This window comes from Halalkalibacterium halodurans, assembly GCF_004376175.1.
GTDB classification, from domain to species: Bacteria; Bacillota; Bacilli; order Bacillales; family Bacillaceae_D; genus Halalkalibacterium; species Halalkalibacterium halodurans.
Genome location: NZ_SNUY01000034.1, coordinates 21,480 through 42,898, shown reverse-complemented (window position 1 = coordinate 42,898; position 21,419 = coordinate 21,480). Strand labels below are relative to the sequence as shown.

27 protein-coding genes, 1 tRNA gene and 1 pseudogene are annotated in these 21,419 nt (G+C 43.3%); 20 read left to right on the top strand and 9 right to left on the bottom strand.

From position 1 onward, the window contains the following. Window positions 1-148 precede the first annotated feature (148 nt). Window positions 149-874 carry a sugar phosphate isomerase/epimerase family protein gene (locus E2L07_RS12140; RefSeq protein WP_134229683.1) on the top strand — a complete coding sequence of 242 codons (726 nt, stop codon included), beginning with the start codon at window positions 149-151 and terminating at the stop codon, window positions 872-874. Window positions 875-933: 59 nt separating this feature from the next. Here E2L07_RS12140 and E2L07_RS12135 read toward each other — a convergent pair whose 3' ends face one another. Beyond that, entirely contained in the window at window positions 934-1,161 is a 228-nt protein-coding gene (locus E2L07_RS12135; RefSeq protein ID WP_134229682.1) for a DUF378 domain-containing protein, read from the bottom strand. A 180-nt stretch (window positions 1,162-1,341) separates the two neighbouring features. Here E2L07_RS12135 and E2L07_RS12130 point away from each other — a divergent pair, with 180 nt between their 5' ends. Then, window positions 1,342-2,505: an iron-containing alcohol dehydrogenase gene (locus tag E2L07_RS12130; protein ID WP_053430428.1), complete on the top strand. Its 1,164-nt coding sequence runs from the start codon at window positions 1,342-1,344 to the stop codon at window positions 2,503-2,505. Between the two features lie 135 nt (window positions 2,506-2,640). Next, window positions 2,641-3,993, top strand: coding sequence for a glucose-6-phosphate isomerase (locus E2L07_RS12125; RefSeq protein ID WP_010899484.1), 1,353 nt, complete (start codon window positions 2,641-2,643; stop codon window positions 3,991-3,993). A gap of 45 nt (window positions 3,994-4,038) precedes the next feature. On the opposite strand, the gene E2L07_RS12120 is transcribed toward E2L07_RS12125, so the two are convergent. Further along, complete coding sequence (locus tag E2L07_RS12120; protein WP_134229681.1) at window positions 4,039-4,347, bottom strand: hypothetical protein; 309 nt, start codon at window positions 4,345-4,347, stop codon at window positions 4,039-4,041. Between the two features lie 169 nt (window positions 4,348-4,516). Here E2L07_RS12120 and E2L07_RS12115 point away from each other — a divergent pair, with 169 nt between their 5' ends. Continuing rightward, window positions 4,517-4,942: a YugN-like family protein gene (locus E2L07_RS12115; protein WP_134229680.1), complete on the top strand. Its 426-nt coding sequence runs from the start codon at window positions 4,517-4,519 to the stop codon at window positions 4,940-4,942. Here E2L07_RS12115 and E2L07_RS12110 read toward each other — a convergent pair. Next, window positions 4,916-5,932: a potassium channel family protein gene (locus tag E2L07_RS12110; RefSeq protein ID WP_134229679.1), complete on the bottom strand. Its 1,017-nt coding sequence runs from the start codon at window positions 5,930-5,932 to the stop codon at window positions 4,916-4,918. The two genes, E2L07_RS12115 and E2L07_RS12110, sit on opposite strands and share 27 nt — an antisense overlap. A 99-nt stretch (window positions 5,933-6,031) precedes the next feature. Between E2L07_RS12110 and E2L07_RS20825 the strand changes: the two genes are divergently transcribed. The 4 genes from E2L07_RS20825 (at window position 6,032) to E2L07_RS12095 (ending at window position 7,221) form a co-directional block, all read left to right on the top strand. Then, entirely contained in the window at window positions 6,032-6,193 is a 162-nt protein-coding gene (locus E2L07_RS20825) for a hypothetical protein (protein ID WP_010899480.1), read from the top strand. Window positions 6,194-6,245: 52 nt separating this feature from the next. Then, window positions 6,246-6,321: transfer RNA gene (locus E2L07_RS12105), tRNA-Ala, on the top strand. Between the two features lie 99 nt (window positions 6,322-6,420). Continuing rightward, a complete protein-coding gene (locus tag E2L07_RS12100) occupies window positions 6,421-6,702 on the top strand; it encodes a hypothetical protein (protein WP_134229678.1) in 282 nt (93 codons plus the stop codon). A 33-nt stretch (window positions 6,703-6,735) separates the two neighbouring features. Further along, on the top strand, window positions 6,736-7,221 hold the full coding sequence (locus E2L07_RS12095) for a hypothetical protein (RefSeq protein ID WP_134229677.1): 486 nt from the start codon (window positions 6,736-6,738) through the stop codon (window positions 7,219-7,221). Between the two features lie 83 nt (window positions 7,222-7,304). On the opposite strand, the gene E2L07_RS12090 is transcribed toward E2L07_RS12095, so the two are convergent. From E2L07_RS12090 to E2L07_RS12080, 3 genes are all read right to left on the bottom strand, one after another. Further along, window positions 7,305-7,613 carry a hypothetical protein gene (locus E2L07_RS12090; protein ID WP_010899478.1) on the bottom strand — a complete coding sequence of 103 codons (309 nt, stop codon included), beginning with the start codon at window positions 7,611-7,613 and terminating at the stop codon, window positions 7,305-7,307. Window positions 7,614-7,803: 190 nt separating this feature from the next. After that, a complete protein-coding gene (locus E2L07_RS12085) occupies window positions 7,804-8,271 on the bottom strand; it encodes a YndM family protein (protein WP_010899477.1) in 468 nt (155 codons plus the stop codon). A 164-nt stretch (window positions 8,272-8,435) separates the two neighbouring features. Then, the gene (locus tag E2L07_RS12080) at window positions 8,436-9,038 is read right to left on the bottom strand and encodes an SCO family protein (RefSeq protein WP_134229676.1); all 603 of its coding nucleotides are present in this window, start codon (window positions 9,036-9,038) and stop codon (window positions 8,436-8,438) included. Between the two features lie 361 nt (window positions 9,039-9,399). Here E2L07_RS12080 and E2L07_RS12070 point away from each other — a divergent pair, with 361 nt between their 5' ends. The 9 genes and pseudogenes from E2L07_RS12070 to ssuE all read left to right on the top strand — a co-directional run bounded on the left by E2L07_RS12070 (window position 9,400) and on the right by ssuE (window position 17,058). Further along, window positions 9,400-9,816: a hypothetical protein gene (locus tag E2L07_RS12070; protein WP_134229674.1), complete on the top strand. Its 417-nt coding sequence runs from the start codon at window positions 9,400-9,402 to the stop codon at window positions 9,814-9,816. Next, window positions 9,752-10,027: a GNAT family N-acetyltransferase gene (locus E2L07_RS21755; protein WP_134229673.1), complete on the top strand. Its 276-nt coding sequence runs from the start codon at window positions 9,752-9,754 to the stop codon at window positions 10,025-10,027. Before E2L07_RS12070 ends, E2L07_RS21755 begins: the two co-directional genes overlap by 65 nt. 80 nt (window positions 10,028-10,107) lie before the next feature. Next, complete coding sequence (modA, locus tag E2L07_RS12060; protein ID WP_134229672.1) at window positions 10,108-10,890, top strand: molybdate ABC transporter substrate-binding protein; 783 nt, start codon at window positions 10,108-10,110, stop codon at window positions 10,888-10,890. Then, window positions 10,890-11,552 (top strand): molybdate ABC transporter permease subunit, encoded by a 663-nt coding sequence (modB, locus tag E2L07_RS12055; RefSeq protein ID WP_041821790.1) that lies wholly within the window; start codon window positions 10,890-10,892, stop codon window positions 11,550-11,552. Before modA ends, modB begins: the two co-directional genes overlap by 1 nt. 24 nt (window positions 11,553-11,576) lie before the next feature. Then, window positions 11,577-11,995, top strand: a pseudogene (locus E2L07_RS12050) (anion permease); the annotation flags it as partial. A gap of 305 nt (window positions 11,996-12,300) precedes the next feature. Next, entirely contained in the window at window positions 12,301-13,260 is a 960-nt protein-coding gene (locus tag E2L07_RS12045; protein WP_134229671.1) for an acetylxylan esterase, read from the top strand. A gap of 336 nt (window positions 13,261-13,596) precedes the next feature. Continuing rightward, complete coding sequence (locus E2L07_RS12040; protein ID WP_134229670.1) at window positions 13,597-14,769, top strand: IS256-like element IS654 family transposase; 1,173 nt, start codon at window positions 13,597-13,599, stop codon at window positions 14,767-14,769. 600 nt (window positions 14,770-15,369) lie between these two features. Next, on the top strand, window positions 15,370-16,305 hold the full coding sequence (locus E2L07_RS21530; RefSeq protein WP_134229669.1) for a peptidoglycan-binding protein: 936 nt from the start codon (window positions 15,370-15,372) through the stop codon (window positions 16,303-16,305). A 216-nt stretch (window positions 16,306-16,521) separates the two neighbouring features. After that, window positions 16,522-17,058, top strand: coding sequence for an NADPH-dependent FMN reductase (gene ssuE, locus E2L07_RS12030; RefSeq protein ID WP_134229668.1), 537 nt, complete (start codon window positions 16,522-16,524; stop codon window positions 17,056-17,058). A 99-nt stretch (window positions 17,059-17,157) separates the two neighbouring features. On the opposite strand, the gene bshB2 is transcribed toward ssuE, so the two are convergent. The 3 genes from bshB2 to E2L07_RS12015 form a co-directional block, all read right to left on the bottom strand. Continuing rightward, window positions 17,158-17,841, bottom strand: coding sequence for a bacillithiol biosynthesis deacetylase BshB2 (gene bshB2 / locus E2L07_RS12025; protein ID WP_053430442.1), 684 nt, complete (start codon window positions 17,839-17,841; stop codon window positions 17,158-17,160). 13 nt (window positions 17,842-17,854) lie between these two features. Beyond that, the gene (locus tag E2L07_RS12020; protein ID WP_010899460.1) at window positions 17,855-18,202 is read right to left on the bottom strand and encodes a YojF family protein; all 348 of its coding nucleotides are present in this window, start codon (window positions 18,200-18,202) and stop codon (window positions 17,855-17,857) included. 225 nt (window positions 18,203-18,427) lie between these two features. Beyond that, on the bottom strand, window positions 18,428-18,742 hold the full coding sequence (locus E2L07_RS12015; RefSeq protein ID WP_010899459.1) for a DUF3817 domain-containing protein: 315 nt from the start codon (window positions 18,740-18,742) through the stop codon (window positions 18,428-18,430). 164 nt (window positions 18,743-18,906) lie between these two features. Here E2L07_RS12015 and E2L07_RS12010 point away from each other — a divergent pair, with 164 nt between their 5' ends. The 3 genes from E2L07_RS12010 to E2L07_RS12000 all read left to right on the top strand — a co-directional run bounded on the left by E2L07_RS12010 (window position 18,907) and on the right by E2L07_RS12000 (window position 21,154). After that, window positions 18,907-19,194, top strand: coding sequence for a hypothetical protein (locus E2L07_RS12010; RefSeq protein WP_041820830.1), 288 nt, complete (start codon window positions 18,907-18,909; stop codon window positions 19,192-19,194). A 91-nt stretch (window positions 19,195-19,285) separates the two neighbouring features. Beyond that, a complete protein-coding gene (locus tag E2L07_RS12005) occupies window positions 19,286-20,713 on the top strand; it encodes an NAD-dependent succinate-semialdehyde dehydrogenase (protein WP_134229667.1) in 1,428 nt (475 codons plus the stop codon). A gap of 114 nt (window positions 20,714-20,827) precedes the next feature. Further along, window positions 20,828-21,154 (top strand): SCP2 sterol-binding domain-containing protein, encoded by a 327-nt coding sequence (locus tag E2L07_RS12000; protein WP_134229666.1) that lies wholly within the window; start codon window positions 20,828-20,830, stop codon window positions 21,152-21,154. Window positions 21,155-21,419: the final 265 nt, after the last annotated feature.

Here is a 21,419-nt window from a genome sequence, read left to right as displayed (position 1 = left end):
TGGAATTGGGTGTTGTGGTAACCTCAATTATCTACAGAATTTAAGGGGGTGGCAATTTTTTTGCTTATAAAGCCCTCTAATATAGGATTTAATAACCTATTTTTATATAAAGTTTTGACAATACGATGAATGGATAGGGGGGAGATAGATGAAAAATCAAATCGCTTTACAGCTTTATACGGTTCGAAAGCCATTAGAGGAAGATTTTGAAGGGACGTTACGGAAAGTGGCGAGCATTGGCTTTCAAGGTGTGGAACTAGCCGATGATTGGGGAGGGAAATCCCCAGAAGCGCTAAAGGCAATTTTACAATCGGTTGGCTTAGTGCCTGTTAGCAGTCATGTTGCTTTAGAACGGTTAGAAAACCAGCTTGATGACGTCATTGATTATCATTTACGGTTAGGGTGTCACACCATTTATTGCCCGTACCTTGAGGAAGAGCGACAAACAGCTACAGGTTATAAGGAACTTATCACGTCATTAAAGGAAATTCAAAAAAAACTAGAAAAGAAAGGGATCTCGTTCGGTTATCATCATCATGATTTTGAGCTGTACAGCAATCAGCTAGAGGCGATATTATCCATTCCATCGTTACTTGCTGAGCTTGATGTTTATTGGCTGCAAAAAGCCGGTCAAGACCCTGTAGAGTGGGTGTCTCGTTACAAACATAAAGTCCGACATGTTCATTTAAAGGATATGACAAACGATGATCAGGAGTTTTTTGCACCGGTCGGCACAGGGAAAATCAACATTGATGCTATTTTGGAATCAAGTACCTCGTTTGTTGAATGGTGGATTGTCGAACAGGATGACGGAGAAGGTAACCCACTTGTTTGGATAGAGAAAAGCTATACGTATGTCAACGAAAGGTTATAACAGGAAAAAGGGAATGATGCCGAATCATTCCCTTTGTAAAGCCATCGATTATCATGCTTCTAACGTTGTGGCTCTGGAGAACGTTGAAGCTCTTCATCTGGTTTAAACAAGATATAGATACAATATAATCCAGCAAGACCAACTAGTGCATAAATGACACGTGAGAAGGCTGCTGCTTGACCGCCGAAGATTGCTGCAATGAGGTCAAAACGGAAAAATCCGATTAGTCCCCAGTTAATTGCACCAATGATCGCTAGGACAAGGGCAGTACGTTGAATACCGCTCACACCTATCACCTCCGTTCTCTGGAATCACACATTCTTTTGTTGAAAGAGTGTGCTTCTTGTTTAGATTGAGAAGAGAGCGGCTGAATTATACATGAACAGGACGTAAGCAGATTGATTTACAAATTGATTTTCCATCGTTCATACTGAAAAAGGAAAAAGAAAAAGGAGGCTGTACATAGTATGAATCCGTTTATGTTTAAAAATCCAACAAAGCTCGTGTTTGGTGTTGATCAAACGAACCAATTAGAACATGAATTAACTCATGTTGGGAAAAACGTATTGCTTGTGTACGGCGGAGGAAGTATAAAACGGAACGGTCTATACGACCGAGTGTTGGAACAGCTTGAGCGTGCAGGGAAAGCAGTGATAGAGCTTTCTGGAGTTGAACCGAACCCACGGTTAACGACGGTACAAAAGGGAATTGATCTCTGCAAAGCACAAAATATTGAGTTTATTTTAGCAGTCGGTGGCGGAAGTGTGATTGATGCGACAAAAGCGATTGCTGCTGGGGCTAAATATGATGGTGATGTCTGGGATATTATTACGAAAAAAGCAACCGCGGAAGATGCATTGCCGTTTGGGACGATTTTAACGCTAGCAGCGACAGGATCGGAAATGAATGCCAATTCGGTCATTACAAACTGGGAGACAAACCAGAAGATCGGCTGGAGTAGTTCTCATGTTTATCCGATGTTTTCAATTCTCGATCCGAAAAATACGGTAACCGTGCCGAAAGATCAAACGATCTATGGGATCGTTGATATGATGAGTCATGTCTTAGAATCATACTTTCATTCCGTCAGCAACACACCGCTACAAGATCGCATGTGTGAAGCAGTCCTGCAAACAGTGATCGAAACAGGTCCGAAGCTTGTAAATGATTTAGAGAGCCTTGAGTATCGTGAAACGATCTTGTATTGCGGTACGATGGCACTCAACGGTGTGTTATCCATGGGTGCGCGTGGTGATTGGGCGACTCACAATATTGAACACGCAGTTTCTGCTGTTTATGATATTCCTCATGCGGGGGGACTTGCCATCCTTTTCCCTCACTGGCTGACATATAGCCTTGATCAAAAAATTGAGCGTCATGTCCAATTAGCGACGCGTGTCTTTGGCGTTGATCCATCAGGGAAAAGCGAGGAAGCGATTGCTCAAGAAGGCATAGAGCGCCTTTCTGCCTTTTGGACCGAACTTGGTGCGCCAAACCGTCTAGCCGACTATGACATCGATGACAGTCAAGTGGAGCGGATGGCTGAAATTGCGACTGAACGGGGAGAACTAGGCAATTTTAAATTGTTAAAGAAAGAAGATGTGGCGAACATTTTGACAGCAGCCCTTTAAGCCAAAAATAAGCTCTTAAGTTTGACAACTTGAGGGCTTTTTCTTTTTTGTAGCGTTTACAATTAGACCGCGTCTTGATTCTCAGTCGGGAATTTAATAAAGTGAAGAAGAAGAATTAGAAGGAGGCTGAAAAGGATGAGTGGAAAGGTTTGCTTTGATTATTCAAAGGCACTCGATTTTATACAAGAACATGAACTCGACAATCTTCAAGATCAAGTTCATGCAGCACATCGTGCCCTACATGATGGAACAGGGGCGGGTAACGATTTTTTAGGCTGGATTGACCTGCCGGTGAACTATGATCGTGAAGAGTTCAGCCGGATTCAAAAAGCAGCAGAGAAAATTCGAAACGATTCCGACGTGTTATTAGTGATTGGAATTGGTGGCTCATACCTTGGAGCAAAAGCGACGCTTGAAGCGCTTAACCATTCGTTTTACAACATAGTGGATAAAAGCGAACGGAAAGGTCCACAAATTTTCTTTGTTGGTCACCACATTAGCTCTACATACGTACAAGAATTGTTTGACGTTTTGGAAGGAAAAGATGTGTCGATCAATGTCATTTCGAAATCAGGTACAACGACCGAGCCAGCGATCGCGTTCCGTATTTTCCGAGATTATTTAGAAAAGAAATACGGAAAAGAAGAGTCACGCAAACGGATTTATGCAACGACCGACCGAGAGCGCGGCGCTCTAAAAACACTTGCCAATGAGGAAGGTTATGAGTCGTTCATTATTCCAGACGATGTCGGTGGACGCTTCTCTGTGTTAACAGCAGTAGGCTTATTGCCGATCGCTGCAAGCGGTCTTGACATCGAAGCGATGATGAAAGGAGCTGCAGACGCCCGAGACGCATTTCGTAACTCAGATCTAAAAGAAAATCCAGCGTACCAGTATGCTGTTGTTCGTAACGCTCTCTACAACAAAGGAAAAACCATTGAACTTATGGTCAATTATGAACCAGCGCTTCAATATTTTTCAGAGTGGTGGAAACAGCTTTATGGTGAGAGTGAAGGGAAAGATGGCAAAGGAATTTTCCCAGCTTCAGTTAACTTCTCTACAGATCTTCATTCCATGGGGCAATATGTACAAGATGGGCGACGTGACTTGTTTGAAACGATCATTCAAGTCGAAAAGCCGAAGAAGAACATGACGATTGAGAAAGCGGATCAAGACCTTGACGGATTGAACTATTTAGCTGGCGAAACAATGGATTTTGTCAACAAAAAAGCATTTGAAGGAACATTGCTTGCCCATGTGGACGGCGGCGTTCCAAACCTTGTTGTTAGTGTCCCAGAGCTTGACGAATATTATATGGGTTACTTAATGTATTTCTTCGAGAAGGCTTGTGGATTAAGCGGATATTTATTAGGAGTGAATCCGTTTGATCAACCAGGGGTTGAAGCTTACAAGAAAAACATGTTTGCTCTTCTTGGCAAGCCAGGGTTTGAAGAACAAAAGGCAGCGCTAGAAAAACGGTTAAAATAACAAAAAACGTCTCCTTTGTAGGGGACGTTTTTTATCGTTGAACGATTAAATATGGATTTGAATTTGCCCGATCGTTCGCATCACTTGATCAATCGATTCTTGCGTATCAGCTGTATGAACATTTTGCTGGACCGCATGCTTTGCATGTTCAAGGGCATGCTGAGCATCTTCAATTTGCTTGAGGAGGGTAGAATGGGCATCTTGCTGTTGAATGTGTTGATATGCCTCCTGAAGCTGACTCTGCGCCTGTTCAAAATGACGGTAAGCCGCTTGAGGGTCTTGGTTTCGTCCAGAGCCTTGGGCGACAGCTTCGCGCGCTTGCTCTATCGCTTGATGTGCTTCCGGTTCGTTCATTTAAATTCCTCCTTTTCATAAACAGAATAAATCCATATCCTAGTATGGCCGGAAATGAAAGGAGTATGTATGGGGGAATATACTAATCAAACGTTTGTTTAAGCTCACATAATTGCCTTGTATGTGGTCAAACTACAAACAAATGGCACTGTTGAAAGGACGACCGTACATGATTGAACTACAATCACAAGTGGAAAACAAGATCATTTCATTGAAAGAGCTGAAAAACAAATTGGAGCCCCTCGGATATTCCATCGGTGGCGGGTGGGAGTATGACCACGGATATTTTGATTATAAAATCGACGAAGATGGCGGCTACACATTTTTACGAGTACCGTTTCAAGCGGTGGACGGTGACTTGGAACAGCGCCGCGTACAAGTGCGCTTAGGGCGACCATTTTTACTTAACCATAAATATGAGGAAGGTTTTGATGAAGAGCCGAATCCGTTCAATGGTTTAGTCGGGATGAATACAGCGGGCTTGTTTAATCAGTTTACAAAGCCTGTCGATAAAGATGCCCAAGTAGATGCCAAGTTTTTCCCTGTCGCACAAAACCTCATTCAAGAGCTAGAGATGGCTCTCAGTTCGAACTAGGAGAGCCACTTCATCTCCGCTCAGTAGTAGCATATTTTTAGGGGGATAAAGGTGAATGCGATCGACGCGTTTTAACCCAATCGCTAAACCTTCATCGCTTTCATAAAGTGATTGAAAGTAGTCATCAAATGTTTTTCCGATCATCCCTTCAGGTATGGGATAGAAGAAAAGCTGCTTTTTCTCACCTTCCGTCAATAGCCGATCTAAAATTTTACTCATGTTATGGTGAAGCAAACCGTTGGTGAGAACGGCACCCGTTAAGGCGGTGGATTCAACTACTTCATCCGCACCTGCTCTCGTGGCGTTGACAATCTGCCCTTCGGTTAATATTTCAACGACCGTATAAACATGAGGGTTGACACTTTTGACGGCTAACGTCGTTAAAATCGATCGAGAATCTGCGGAAAACTCACTTCCTTGATGCTTGGCTGTAATGAGAACACTAGCAGCCTCCCGTACATTTGCTTGCTGCAAAATAGCATCCTCTGTGCTATTGCCGCGGACAAAGTGAACACGGCGATAAGTGGACGGCAATTCTTCCAGCGTTTCATCGATCAATACGATCGTTGTATTCTCATTTGCTTCAAGCAGCCGGTCAATCGCATGACGGCTTCGCTCGTTCCAGCCAATAATGATATGATGGTCCTTATCTGTCATATGAAGCTTCCCCTCTAAGTAGGCATTTCGCGATTTAATGGTCATTGCTGCTAAAGTAGTCACATAAAATGTCATAAAACCAACGCCTGACATAATTAACACAATTCCTAAGAGTCGTCCGATGAGAGTATAGGGAACAAAGTCCCCGTAACCAACCGTCGATATCGTGACGATCGCCCACCAAATACCATCAAATAGAGTTGGAAAAGCCTCTGGTTCCAGCGCATGAATGACAATCCCAATCACGAACACAATAACAAAAATAATGAATAAGAGCCGAACGAGCAATGGGGTTTTTCCGACGATTCCCTTAATGGCTAAAGGATTCACCATCCGCATCTTCCTCCTCTTTAACCTCAGTATAGACAAACCCTTGCCGAAACAATCAGGGCTTGGTAAGATGAGGAGGATGATCATAAAGGGGGATGCTGTGTGATCGCCGATGCCGTCCTTTTTGCAGTCGCCATCTTTTGTGGCTGGCTCATTTTCGACACCGTTAAACAGAAAAAAATCACCATGGAAACCGTGATGAGTTCTCTTATTTTAGGAGCGATTGCGGGAGTTGGTTGGTTTCTTCTCGACCTTCTTTTTTAAATCATATTGTCAAAAGTGTGACTTTTCGTTATAATAAAGAATGTCGAATTCAGGGGCATTAGCTCAGCTGGGAGAGCGCTTCGCTGGCAGCGAAGAGGTCAGCGGTTCGAGCCCGCTATGCTCCACCATACATATTGTTAGCAACGACACGGTCTTTCGCAGCAAGCGAGGGGTTGTGTCGTTTTTTAATTTTTTTAGTTGACCGACAAAGGATGAGAGAAAAGAGTATGGAAAATTTTCTAGGGTTGGTTTTTGGGGCTACTACATATTATCTAATAGTAAAATTTTTAGGGAAACACGAAAAGAAATGGAAAGATTTATTGAAGGTCTCTTTCCATTTCACTATCTTAGTTACAGCACTTACCCTCATAACTGAAGGGCTCATTCCTTTTGTGAAAGATCACTGGGAAACGCGGCATGTTGAACATACGCAAATGAGCGGAGATGCTGTTTATTATGAAGGGTTAAAGGTGCAAAGTAGTGGCACCATTCCTCTAAATGGCTATTAAATAAACTACGCTAATGATAATGGGGACATTATAGTGTTCCGTGATCATCCAGATCTTGCGTATTATACGCATGAGATTACGAGCGGAAAAGAAACTTGGGGAAAAGCTGAACTATCAATTTGGCAAAAAATTGTTGGTACATTGATTTATGGCAGAGGAACAAAACAATTGGCTGTATTCATTAGTGATGATGGCGGCGAAAGCTGGACAGGAAAGATCACGTTTACTCTGAACGAAAAAGGTAATGTAGGCATCCGTACGACAGATTCTTCGGATGTTTCTTTAGAACACGGATTAGAGACAGACTCAACAAGTCGTGATAAGTATACTGAAATGAAAGGTCATGAAGTGTTTCTTTTGCTCTTTTTCAAAATTTTTATAGGCTTCGTTTTCGTATTTTATGTGAACGCTTTTTCCAAAATAGATGCGAGTATGAAATGGGTGGTAAGACTTGGGACAATAGGGGGCTGTCTATTTGTTGTCGTCAAATGGGCCTTGGCGAATTGGATAATCGTCTAAACCATAACAAATCCTCAAGTCTCTAAGATGAATGATCTACGTTAAGGAATTGGTCTATTCAAGGCTTGAGTGGCTAAATTACGTCAACTCGTGCCACTTTCCTCTGGAGCATCTTTATATTTGTTGTCTCTTTCCTTATCTAGCTCATCATGTGTCGCATGGGCAGCAGGGTCATGTCTTGGTAGGTCTTGATGAAGGTTGCGGTTTTCGTACGCCAAATTACTATAAAATTGTTGCCCCTCTTCCCAAGGGGTACTTTTATTTTCCACGGGCTTTGTTTTCCCGCGAGGAGAGCCATAAGGGCCTTCTGGGTACTCCTCAGCTGCTAAAAAATCTCGTTGCGTTTCTACGTTTGAAAAGTCAGTATATTTTTGTTTATTTTTCTCGCTCATCGTTCAGCCACCTTTTTGTCAAATTTCTTGCCCTTAGTATGCTTTCCTTGGGCGAGATTATGAACGTGAAATGATCCCGTGGGTTTCTTGTTGAAAATCAAAGGCCCGTGACGAATAAAGTGGACTCGTCATGGGCTGTTCTCAGGTAGGAATAGGGGAATACGAGTGTCTCTAATATTGTCTCGAATGTCTAGTCATTTCGTCCATCTTTTGATTGCTCATCTTCAGGCACCGAATCTAATTCAGAACTAAATTCTGTCTGTAATTGGTTTTGGGAAAGCGGTTTTCGCTCTACTTGTTCTTCAGCGCGTGGGTCAAAAATTTTTCGTTGCATGTAGCGATGGAAGAACAGTTCGCCAAAGGCTATAAGACCAGCTGAAAGAATCGAAGCCGTTCCGATTGGTAACAGCTGTGGAAACAAGTAAGTGCTTAGCGCCCAAACCCCAAACCATGCGAGTCCAAAATCAGCGATCGTTGCTAATGCATTACTGACGAATGGCAATAGGAACACATCGCCAATGAATGAGAAGCCTGTAATAAGGATGCTGATCGTAAAAACATGGCTGAAAGGAATTCCATAAAAAGCGCCTAAAACGAACGATAGAATGGCGGTGATCATGATAAACTTAATGAGCAAAGCTACGGCATAATCCCTCATGCTCATCCTCCTTTCCATCGTTAGCTTTTTCTTTTTTCAGCTTCTTATCCACTAATGTTACTGAAACCATGAATAAGCGTGTGCTTCAGGAGCACTTCCAATTCGTTAAATTAAAAAATGGCCCTGTCCTCTAAAGGGAGGACGAGACCGGAACAAGATTTGTTTTACCCTTTTACCGCTTCAAGTAAATCACGAATGATCTCTTTTTGATTGGATTCTAATCCGTCATAGGCACGAATGACTAAGCCTTCTGGATTGACGAGAAAAAAGCGAGTACTGTGCATGATATCGTTGCTTTCCTCCACTTGTTCAACAGGTGATTTGAAGGCTTCTAGCGACAGCTCTTGAATCTCTTCAAACTCATAGCCCGTGAGAAAATGCCAGTATGAATGATCTGCTCCGACATTTTCACTGTAGGTCTTCAGGTGGTCAGGAGTGTCTGTTTCAGGGTCAACAGTAAACATAACGAATTTCATCTCGATCCCCTTTGCGATCATCTCATCTTGAAGGTTTTTCATATTTGGAATCATAGTTGGACAAACGGAGGGGCAGTTCGTAAACGCCATGGTCGCAAGCCAGTATTGCCCGTCCAACTGTGGACTGCCGAAACGCTCGCCAAGCTGGTTTGTAAACTCAAAATCCGGTACGGTGAGACCAGCACTTGAAAGATCAAAATCGTTAGCGTTTGAGCTATTTCCCGTTGAATACATCCAGTTACAGCCCCTGAGAATGAACATAAATAGAACGATTCCTAACATTTGTTTCATCTCTCTCAACCTTTCTATTTTTATCTTAGTACAGACCTTAATGCGTGTGCACCATTAGCTTACAAACAAAATGTGAAATCGAGGTGAAGAGAGGCTGAACATTTGAATTTGTCAATGATTGTTCAGAAGCAAAACATTTTTATTGATTGGTCAACAATTTATTTGAATGTATTGTCATAAAAAGAGAGCATCCGAACTATAGTGATTATGGCGACTGTAGAGAGAACGGCTGGGCTTGGGGGGATTCCACTATTTTTTCCGTTGGAGACATATATGCTCGTGGTGAGTGTTTTATTTATGGTCAAAGTATTACTCTCATTCAGCGTTGATCATTACGGAGAGACGAAGGAAAACCATCGCTATGGCTGAGTCCATTCGTCCATTAACAAAAAATGATCGCCAGCAATTTGTCACGGTCATGACGAAAGTCTTCGCCAAGGACCCATTGTTTCTCTATATCTTTGGGGATTTGTATAATGACCACCGTGCACAACGAAGAGCGCGTACATTCATGGGCTTTATTTTTGATAAAAGCATGGAGCGTCAGACGGAGGCAGTATGGGGATTATTTGACAAGGATACATTGCTCGGTACCTATGTAGTTGAATCGTGTCCAGCAGAAACGAACCATTCATTCGCTGAGTTGTATCGCTTAATGATTCTCATTTTTCGACTTAGCTTACAATTGAATGACTTGGCAATTAAATCGTTAAATGAGGGTGATTCGCGCCCACGCACCAAGCATTCCCCACCATTACTTGACCATAATAGGAGTTAGAAAAGAAGCTCAAGGGGCTGGGAGAGGAAGAAACTTACTCGAACATATTTTTGGCACCATTGGCTCTGGCGAACTTTCTTTAGATACGGAAAAGAAAGAAAACGTTACGCTCTATAAAAAATTTGGTTTTGTGCTAACAGATGTGGTGAAGTGTGGCCCTATCAACGTTTATTGTATGAGGAAAACGATTCGGCCTCGGCAGAAAAACTGACCAAAGATGTAGTATCGGTTGTACGAACGATTTATAATGAGTAATGTTATGGTCGAAGGATGGTTAAAGGGGCTGGGGTCATGGATTATGTAAAATTTCAGCAGCTGTTGTACGTCGTTCTTTTGTTTCTCTTGGTTGGGGGCTGTTCACCCGTTCAAGAAGAACAGCCATTAGGTGAAGACGCAAAAAACGTGATTACCGTTTCGGCTGCTGCTAGTTTAACAGATGCTCTCGCAGAGATAAAAGATGTGTTTGAAGGGGCGCACCCACAGGTTGAAGTCGTTTATAACTTTGGTAGCTCGGGCTCGCTCCAACAACAAATTATACAGGGGGCTCCTGTCGATTTATTTTTTTCAGCAGCAGAGGATAAGTTCGCTGAATTGCTTGATCGAGGCTTAGTGACAGAGTACGTCAATGTTGTAGGCAATCAGCTCGTATTGATTACATCGGGGAATCACCTCAATTCAATAGAAGACTTACATCGTGTTGGCACAGTTGCCATTGGTACACCGGAAACCGTTCCAGCAGGTATGTATGCAAAAGAGTGGCTTCAGGCGGCCGGTGTATGGGTGGAGCTAGAGAATCAGCTTGTTTTTGCTCAAGATGTGCGACAAGTGTTGACATATGTGGAGACAGGAAATGCGGAGGCGGGCATTGTTTTTTATACAGACGCTCTTAGCTCATCAGCTGTAACGATTGTAGACACGGCCGAGGAAGGGATGCATACTCCAGTTAAGTATCCATTAGGAATAGTAAATGGAAGCTCGCAGCGAGAGGAAGCGATGCTTTACTATGATTTCCTACAAACAGAAGAGGCGACAGCGATTTTAACAAAATACGGTTTTACGGATTTGGTTCCATGATGAACGAGCAGTTTTGGAGCCCGGTCAAGCTTTCAATAGAAGTTGCTTCACTCTCCTTACTAATTGTTTTCGTTCTTGGGATTGGCATTGCAAGACTGACAGCAAATCGACGTTTTAAAGGTCAGTCGCTCATGGACACCGTTTTGTTGTTGCCTCTTGTGCTACCGCCCTCTGTTGTAGGCTTTTTATTGATCATCATATTCGGCAGGCAATCACCTATCGGCCAAGGGATCGAATGGGTGTTTCAACAGCCTATTATGTTCACTTGGTGGGCGGCGGTGATCGCTGCAACCGTTGTCGCCTTTCCCCTTATGTACCAGTCCGCTAAGTCAGGATTTGAAACGATCGACCGAGAGATTGAGGATGCCTCTCGGGTAGACGGGGCAAATGAACGGCAAGTATTTTTGCTCGTAACGGTTCCTTTAGCCTCTCGAGCAATTGTGGCAGGTGCGATTTTAAGCTTTGCTCGTGCCTTGGGGGAATTTGGTGCTACTTTAATGTTTGCAGGGAATATCCCTGGTCGGACGCAGACGATCCCAACTGCCATTTATATCGCTATGGATGCTGGAAATATGGAGCTTGCTTGGCTTTGGGTCCTCACGATTCTCGTGATTTCTTTTACGATGCTACTCGTGTTAAATGTATTTAAAAAACAAGGGTGAAGGTGGAAAACCCCTTGCTCTTTTATGATGGCTACTTTTTTTAACGAATTAGGTTAATCCCTTGGTTCAGTACGATGATGGAAGGCACTGTCGCGGGTATGTCATGGGTAATGGCGCTCTTCATATTAGCCGTTGTATACTTTTACTCTCATTATCTATTCGCTAGTAATACAGCACATGTTAGTGCCATGTATGGTGCATTCCTAGCCGTATTAGTTGCTGCTGGAGCACCACCGTTGCTATCCGCCTTGCTCCTCGGTTTCTTCAGCAATTTGTTCTCTTGTACTACCCATTATGGTTCAGGTCCAGCACCTGTTTTTTTCGGGACGGGCTATGTAGACCAGAAAAAATGGTGGTCAATTGGATTCTTCATCTCAATCATTCATATCGTCGTCTGGTTAGGGATTGGTGGCGCGTGGTGGAAAGTGTTAGGCCTTTGGTAAAAGCAAATTGAGTTTTCCGCACGTTACGGTCTGAAGAAGAAAGACGTTCGCTCTAGGGTTTGGCAATAAGTCGAGTTTTCCTACACGTACGCATACTGGTGCAGCTCAAGGGGGAATCAATGCGGCGATGGCCTACCGAGACCGGTTAGATTCTCCTACGAGGCGCTTTAAAGAAACGGTTTTTGTTCATTAAGGAAATCTAGTAATAAAAGATTAAGCGATGCATCGCGATAATTCACTGTACTTTGAAAGCGTTTTTAGTAAAATAAACCTTAAGGGACACTGACAGAATGGAGGACTGAGCAATGCCACTAATAGACATGCCGTTAACCGAATTAAAAGAGTACATGGGACGTAATCCAAAGCCAGATGACTTTACTGAGTATTGGGATCGTGCTTTACAAGAGATGAGAAAGGTAAATCCAAACGTTGAGCTCATACCGAGTGATTTTCAAACCACGTATGCAGAATGCTTCCACCTATATTTTACAGGGGTTAGGGATGCTAGAATTCACGCAAAATACGTACGCCCAAGACACACGAGCGGGACACACCCAGCGGTTATTCATTTTCACGGATATACGATGAATGCGGGGGAATGGACAGGTTTACTTCATTACGCAGCCCTCGGATATTCTGTTCTTGCAATGGACGTTCGCGGGCAAGGAGGCTTGTCTGAAGACACAGGAGGCGTGAAGGGGAATACTCATTCCGGTCATATAATACGCGGACTCGATGATAATGCTGATCAATTATTGTTCCGTCATGTGTTTCTTGATACGGCTCAGCTTGCCAACATTGTGATGAACCTTCCTGAAGTCGATGAAGAGCGCGTGGCAGTGACAGGTTGGTCACAAGGAGGGGCCTTAGCGATTGCTTGTGCGGCTTTGGAGCCGAAAATTAAAAAGGTAGCTCCTGTTTATCCTTTCCTTAGCGATTACCAACGCGTATGGGAGATGGATTTAGCCGAGAAAGCTTATGACGAATTGCAAACGTATTTTCGTCGCTTTGATCCACAGCACCGACGTGAGGCTGAGATCTTTACGAAGCTAGGCTATATTGATATTCAGCATCTTGCTCCACTCGTAAAGGGAGAAGTCTTACTTGCTGTTGGGTTAATGGATACGGTTTGCCCGCCGTCTACACAATTTGCCATGTATAACAAACTCACGACGACAAAAAATATCGAGTTATATCCAGACTTTGCTCACGAAGATTTACCAGGCCATCGTGATCGGATTTTTCAATTTTTATCTGATCTCTAAATCTCTGAAAAGGAATGAAGGCACCTTCTACATACATGAGGTGCCTTTTGGGCCTCTAAGCTAGTCCTTTTTTTGTATTTTTTTATGTTCCTCTTGCCAAGAATGACCATTCATCATTAGTAGTTTCATATTTTAACCTTTACTTAACCTAGCTTTATTATCAATCTATTGAGGGTCATTTACCATTTAACATACTCATTAAAGATTTTATCATTATATAAATCAGCACCATCTAAAGATGATGTACGATAGTTTGTGTAAAGGCGTTGAATCAAAAAAAGAGGTAGGGTACCCTCTAGTTAACCGCTAAACCAACTGAGAGGAGAGACCCTACCTATGAGTACTAGTATAGGACAAAGTACATTTGAAAATCAATTAGATTCTATGGTTCGTGAATTTGTAAAAGAGAAGCTCGAAACCATCATGAAAGAAGAAGTGGAAAGTTTCTTTACGCATGAACATCCAGAATTAAAAAACCAAAAGAATGGCTTTTACACTCGCCAGTTGGATACAAGATATGGCCGACTGGAGAATCTACGCGTTCCACGAGATCGCCAAAACGCCTTTCAAACCGAGCTATTTTCTCCATACCAACGTCGAGAAGAGTGGCTAGGAGAAGCCATCATCACCATGTATCAAAAAGGGGTTAGCACACGTGAGATCGGTCACTTTATTGAAAAGATTCTGGGTCACTCATACTCAGCATCAACGATCAGTCAAGTGACAGATGTTGTGACAGAAGATATCACTCAGTGGCAACAGCGGCCCCTAAAAAAGCGTTATTCCGTGCTCTATCTAGATGGGACCTACCTCAAGCTACGCCGAGAGGATGTGGCGAATGAAGTGGTGTACCTTGTCGTTGGCGTAACAGAAGAAGGCTACCGAGAAATCCTAGGTTTTTATGTAGGGGGTCAAGAAAGTGCGAATGGATGGCGAAACATTCTTCTCGATCTCTATAGCCGCGGCTTAGAAGAAGTCCTCCTTGGTGTATTTGATGGCTTAGCTGGGCTAGAAGAAGCGATGAAGGCCGTCTATCCAAAGGCAGATGTCCAGCGGTGTGTGGTTCATAAGGTGCGAAATGCCTTACACGCTGTTCGGAAGAAAGATCAACCAGCCGTTGCCCAGGACTTCAAGCCGATTTATCAAGCCAATACGTATGAGGAAGCGAAAAACCGCTTTAAGGAGTTTAAAGAAAATTGGCAAAAGCGTTATCCAAAAGTGGTGGCTACTTGGGAGAAGGACTTAGATGTCCTTTTGACGTTCTTGTCGTATCCTTCTACGATCAGGCCCATGATCTACACGACGAATATTATCGAACGAACAATGAAAGAAATAAAGAAACGTACGAAAACGATGAACAGCTTACCCAATGAGAAAGCGGCGGAGAAGATCGTGTATCTCCAAGCGATTGACTATAACGAACGCTGGGCGACACGTAGGCTTCGTGGTTTTGGTGAGGCCTACGAAGCTTTACAAGAAATGTTCAAGCAACGCTACTCCGGGCCATAATCAAGGAGCGACGAGCAGCTTATGACTGTCCCTCTGCAGAGGGACAGTCATAAGCTAGAAACCCTATTCGAGGAGTACCCTAAGACCGTTACACAAACTTATTGACAGTACCTTTATGAGTACGAAATTCAGTTGAAATTCTACAAGATATTATTATAATCATCTTCCGTTTATTGGACAGATGGACCCGAAAACGACGAAGGCAACCTTTACCCTAGTAGAGGGAATGAACGAGCTTAAATTTTTTTGGTTTGTTCAGCTTGTTATTCTTTACATACTACTCCTGTTTTCGATATGATAATAGAGTGCTAAATCATAGCAAGTCCTCTAATAATCTTCATTTATTAACAAAAATCCTTAAAAACGCGCAACGTTCTCCTAAAAGATGCAACGATTGACAATGTGAAGAACTGTTGATCGTTGTGTGATAGTCTCTGACGACCCCTGCATTTTTGTTTCATTCTCTCGTTTTTTATTACACTCACATTACTACTGTTTCAAATTGATAAGGGTTCGTTTAAAACGCCTCTGTTTCCATTGAATCGTAGGTTGTAGGCTGATACGATTCAAAGCGTGGAAACACAAAGGAGGTTTTTCAACATGAACAATAAACGTTCATCGAGTGTTTTACGAACAATGGGAGTGACTGTCGCTACAGCAGGTTTTGTCTTGTTTGTTGCGCCTCACGTCTCGAGTGCAGCAGAAAAAGGACCGGTCTTACTGCATGAAGGTGTAGAATCAGAGAGCGTAACGGAGCTTCAGAAACTATTAGAAACAGAAGGATACTTAGACGATTTCGAAAAAGGGGTTTTCCATACAGAAACGGAAGAAGCCGTTAAGCAATTTCAAAAGGACCATGAATTGGTCGTTGATGGAATTGCTGGGCCGCAAACTCTCGGAGCGCTGCTCGTCCTTCGAGAAGGGGATGAACATGAAGTTGTCGTCGATTTGAAGGCGAAGCTAGAAGAGTTAAAGCTTTTTGAAGGAACGTTGGATCAACAATATGATGAGGATACAACTGAAGCGGTTCGCGAGTTCCAAGAAAAGCTGGACCTTCAAGTGGATGGGGTCGCTGGTCCTGAGACATTTGGACAGTTGTTCTATTCTTACTTGAAAGATGATGAGATTACGACAGAACCACCAGTGTCAACAGAGCCAGCCGGTGAAGAAGCGCGGGAAACAGAAGAAGGAACGGAAACAGTCGAACAAGTGGCTCATGAAGAGGAGACCGCAAGCACATCAGGAGATACTGTCATCGAAATGGAAGCAACAGCATATACGGCCGATTGTGAAGGCTGCTCAGGCGTAACCGCTACAGGGATGGATTTACGTAATAATCGTGAGGCCAAAGTAGTTGCTGTAGATCCGTCTGTCATTCCGCTCGGTACGCGGGTCCATGTAGAAGGCTATGGAGAAGCAGTAGCCGCTGATGTGGGTGGAAGCATTCAAGGAAATAAAATCGATTTGCATATGGCAACAAAAGAAGATGCGATTAACTTTGGTCGCCAAAACGTAACAGTTACCATTTTGGATTAATCATATAAAGGCTCTCTCCCTTCGGGTGGAGGGTCTTTTTGCTACGTTTAATGACGGATCAAAAAGGAAATAGAAACGAAAGAGTAAAAATAGTCAACGCTCTTTCAGGATTTTTAACAAGTTAAGCGCATTAGTGAATTTGACAGACGTATGATAAGGGAGTAGAGTCAAAGTCAAAGGAACATTTGACAACAAATGAAGAAAGTGGTGGTGAACATGAAAAAAGTCGTCAGCATTGTTGGAAGTCCAGACATTACATCAAGAACCTCAATTTTGACTCGATATGTAGAGAAAGCATTACGGGGAGCGGGCGTTGACGTTGAGACGATCTATGTTCGCGATCTCCCGCCAGAGGATTTACTTCATGTCAATTTTCAAAGTGAACCGTTAAAGCGTACCCATAGTATGGTAGCTGCAGCAGACGGTGTGATTGTCGCTTCTCCTGTCTATAAGGCTTCCTACACAGGGATTTTGAAAACCTATTTAGATTTGTTACCGCAAGATGGTTTGCGAAATAAAGCGGTTTTGCCGCTGATGAGTGGTGGAACATTCGGTCACTTGTTAGCGATTGATTATGGAATGAAACCGGTGCTAAATTCATTAGGAGCCCGTCACATTTTAGGTGGTGTGTACGCTTTGGACACACAGCTTGAATGGCAAGATAAAGATGCTGGGACATTCCGAATCGCGGAAGAAATTAAGCTTCGGCTAGACAAGGCAACGAAGGACTTAATGACTGCAATGAAAGGATAGTGCTTCTTTTCAAACAGAAGCGAGGCCTTTTACAAAAGGTCTCGCTTTTAAAAAGCTATAAGGGATTAACGTATAAGAACGATGGCTTTCTAGAGGGCATCATGTCACATGATCCGATTCCCATTGATAGGAGTAAAACTGCTCCAAATGCAACCATTTTAATGCTTCGGGATCTTGCGCTGTCCACTTCGGTTCCATGTCTTTTAGCATCCAAGCCGTCTGTGAAATATGGGCACGGATCGCTGCTTTTTTCTGCTCGGCTACAGGAGAAATGTCAAACACAATATCAGGATCTCCTAACTCTTCCTGATGTCCATTAGAAAAGGCAACACCATATAGTTTCGGACGCATGCTTTTCTCTAATCTTCTTACAGCTCGGACGACTGCCCGTCCTGTCGCTTCATGATCCGGGTGTACTGAATAGCCGGGATAAAACGTAATGATCAAGCTTGGGTTCAGTTCGGCCATTAAGTCGCTCACCATATCGGTTAATTTTGTTTCGTCTTCAAACTCAATCGTTTTGTCGCGATATCCGAGCATCCGTAAGTCTTCAATTCCCATCGCTTCCGCCGATTTGATCAGCTCTTTTTTGCGAATGTCGGGCAGCGACTCCCTTGTAGCAAACGGTGGATTGCCAAGGTTTCGCCCCATCTCTCCAAGTGTGAGGCACGCATAGGTGACGGGAACCCCTTGCTTGCGAAATAAAGCAATCGTTCCCGAAACGCCGAAGGCTTCATCATCAGGGTGGGGGAAAATGACAAGTACATGACGCTCCTGATTCATTCCTATCACTCTCCTAATCAAAGGGGGTCCTACTTATTTCAAGGGCAACGGCAAGCTTCCCATCATGGCCATGACCTGCTAAAAGAAGTCGGCCTTGCGTATCCAATTCGGCATGGGTTAATCCCTCTGTATACACCCAACCGATGGAAAGCTTTAATCCTACACGATACGGGCCGTTCCCAACGATTTTTCCGTGCTCATATTGAATTTTCACATTGCGAAGAAATGCTCCAGCAGAAAAAAAGGTTTGATCGAAATGAGAAGCGTAAGCACCATTTGTTGTTTCCACATGGAGATATACGTCCTCTTTCGCAAACTGGTCAATCCACTGTTGCACCTGTTGCGTTTGAATGGGTTCCACGATACCCCCCCTTACCTTCAATTGCGTTATTTTCACTTTACGAAAGTTTACCTTCTATACAGGATGAAAGCCCACTTGCCGAGAAGCCGAGTTTTTCTGATGTTCTCATTATATCGAAACAGTGCCATTTGTACCAATAAAGCGCCTATGGCTAAGTATCTCTTTACGGGATTAGCCTTACAAAAAACCACCTACCCTATGCAAGAGGGGGGTGGTCATCCTAGTTTAAGCAGAATAAGTCGAGTCATCGTGGGCTTTCAGGATTTTTTTGTCGAGAATAAAAGGTCCGAATGGGAGAACAGAAGCGAGAAGTGCGAGCAATGAGTGAGAGATTTTCCACCATTGATTGGAACCGTGCATAAACATAATCGCTAATACGTAGATAATAAACAGCACTCCATGGATGGCACCGACGATGGTCACAGCTAGAGGGATGTCAAACATATATTTCAATGGCATCGCAATTCCTAAAAGCAAGATAAACGAGATTCCTTCTGCATACCCAATGAGGCGAAAACGTTGAACCGAGGATGAAAACATCACATTCACTCCATTTCATTCAATCACTGTTACTAGTATAGCAGGGTTCTTTTTTAAGATTCCATGACGATTCCGTGAACAGACTCCAAGATTTTACGAATGTTTGCTAAGCGGGAGATTGATATAATACGAGAGAGCTATTTAGAGAAGGGGAAATGAAACGGGTGGAATTAATCGAAGCATTAAAAACGACTTTGGAAGAAAAAGAACTACCAGCGTTGGCCTATCAATATGTGATTTGGAATGAAGCGAGAGGCTATCAAACCCAAAGCTTTTCTTGGTTTCAGGCAAACATTGAACTCCTCTGTTCGCTTGAGGCAATCGACCAAGAGAGCGCTGTCCATAAAGCCTGTCAATCTTTTACCCACATAGGTGCGATGGCGAATGTCATAAGGGATCAAGAGGAGTTTCAAGACTTTTGCACATTTATGAATGTCATTCCATTTGCATAGTGGATACATTGTGAATTCGATAGAGGGAGCTTACAATAGAAACTGACAGCGAGAAGGAAAACAAGAAGACACTTCTATAAGGGGTGAGTGAATGTTTCGCGGAAAGCTATATATTGATGGGACGTGGACTGGTGATCTTTTAGACACATTTGACGTGAAGAACCCAGCAACCGGTGAGGTTGTCGGGGTAATGCCGAACGGAGGAAAGGCGGAAGCTGCTGCAGCGATTGAAGCAGCCCAGCGCGCTTTTCTCAAATGGCGTAAGTACACGGCCGCAGAGCGTGCAAACTTTTTGATGACATGGCATGATTTATTGCTACAACAAAAAGAAGAGATAGCTGAAATGTTAACGATGGAGATGGGGAAGCCGCTAGCTGAAGCAAGAGGTGAGATTGAATACTCAGCTTCGTTCATTCGCTGGTTTGCAGAAGAAGGAAAGCGAGTCTACGGACGGACGGTCCCTGCTTCAGCTGAAAATAAGCGAATTCACGTGCAAAAACAGCCTGTCGGGGTCGTCGCTGCGATTACACCTTGGAACTTTCCAGCTGCAATGATCGTTCGAAAAATGGCTCCTGCATTAGCGGCTGGCTGCACATTTGTCGGTAAACCAGCAGAGCTTACCCCGCTAACAGCGGTAAAAATAGTTGAGCTGTGTGAAGAGGCTGGGTTTCCAAAAGGGGTCGTCAATCTTGTATGTGGAGATGCCAAAGAAATAGGGGAAGAAATGACGAGCCATGAGCATGTCCGAAAGTTAACGTTCACCGGATCGACGGCTGTTGGAAAATTGTTGATGAAACAAAGTGCTGGACGAATGTTAAATTTGTCCTTGGAATTAGGTGGTCAAGCACCGATGATCATTTGTGACGATGCCGACCTTGATAAAGCCGTGGCAGGTGTCGTTGCCTCGAAATATCGAAATGCAGGACAAACGTGCGTTTGCGGAAATCGGATTTACGTCCAGGAAACGATCGTAGATGAATTTGTTAAGAGGCTAACCGATAAGGTAGTACAGCTCAAGGTTGGGAATGGTCTAGAAGAGGGAGTACATATCGGGCCACTCATCGAGAAGAAAGGTTATGAAAAAGTGAAAGCTCATGTAGACGATGCGGTTGCAAAAGGGGCTCGTGTCGTGATTGGGGGGAAAGGACAAGAAGGAAACGATAGCTATTTCTATGACCCAACCATTTTGACCGATGTTCATGATGAAATGCTCGTTATGCAAGAGGAAACTTTTGGTCCGGTGGCGCCCATTCAAACATTTGCAACAGACGAAGACGTGATTGAAAAAGCGAATGGAACACGCTATGGACTAGCGGCATATTTCTTTACAGAAAATTATGCACGAGGGATTCGCTTATCCGAAGCGTTAGATTTTGGGATTGTTGGTTGGAACGATGGAGCACCATCCATAGCTCAAGCACCGTTCGGTGGGATGAAGGAAAGCGGACTTGGCCGTGAAGGTGGCCAGGAAGGAATTGAGGCATTTCTGGAAACAAAGTTTGTCTCTATTGGTCTATAGTCAATTGATTGGCGGTACGACGACATGTCACCGCCAATTCTCACACACGAAAAAAAGAATGAACATTCATTCATTTTTCTGGTACAATAAATAAAAAAGGGAAGGGAGAATTTTATGACTGTTTATGAACAACTGCTAGCACTTGCTGAAAAGGTTAATGACAATCCCATACATATTCAAGGGGAGAAGGATCGTGCTTTTGAATTTAGAATTACAGGTGAGTCTCCCATGCAATTAGTGTTTGAGCAAGGACAGATGATCGTCCATGAAGGTACACCATTGGAACCAGAGCTTGTTCTTTCGATGTCTCCTGACCATTTTCAAAAGCTACTCACGGGGTCGTTAAATACGACCATGGCATTTATGACTGGTGGATTGAAAGTAGACGGGAAAATGGGGCTAGCATTAAAGCTACAAGACATCTTAAAAAAATACTCCTAATCATAGGACACCCTCTTTCCCTTTTAGTGAAAGAGGGGTTTTTTTGTGCGAGCGCTCATTCTGACGTAGAGGCTATTTTGTACTACAATAATATAGAGTCTCGGAATAAATAACAATTTTCCGGGTGAAATGAACCAAAATTACTGGAAATTGGATTGGAATGGCCTGCACACTCATTATTTTCATTGTATTTTCAAAAATGTGCATGACAAAGAAACCTATTGCCATTATTTTTTTAAAAATTGACTAGGCGGCTTTAGGAAAG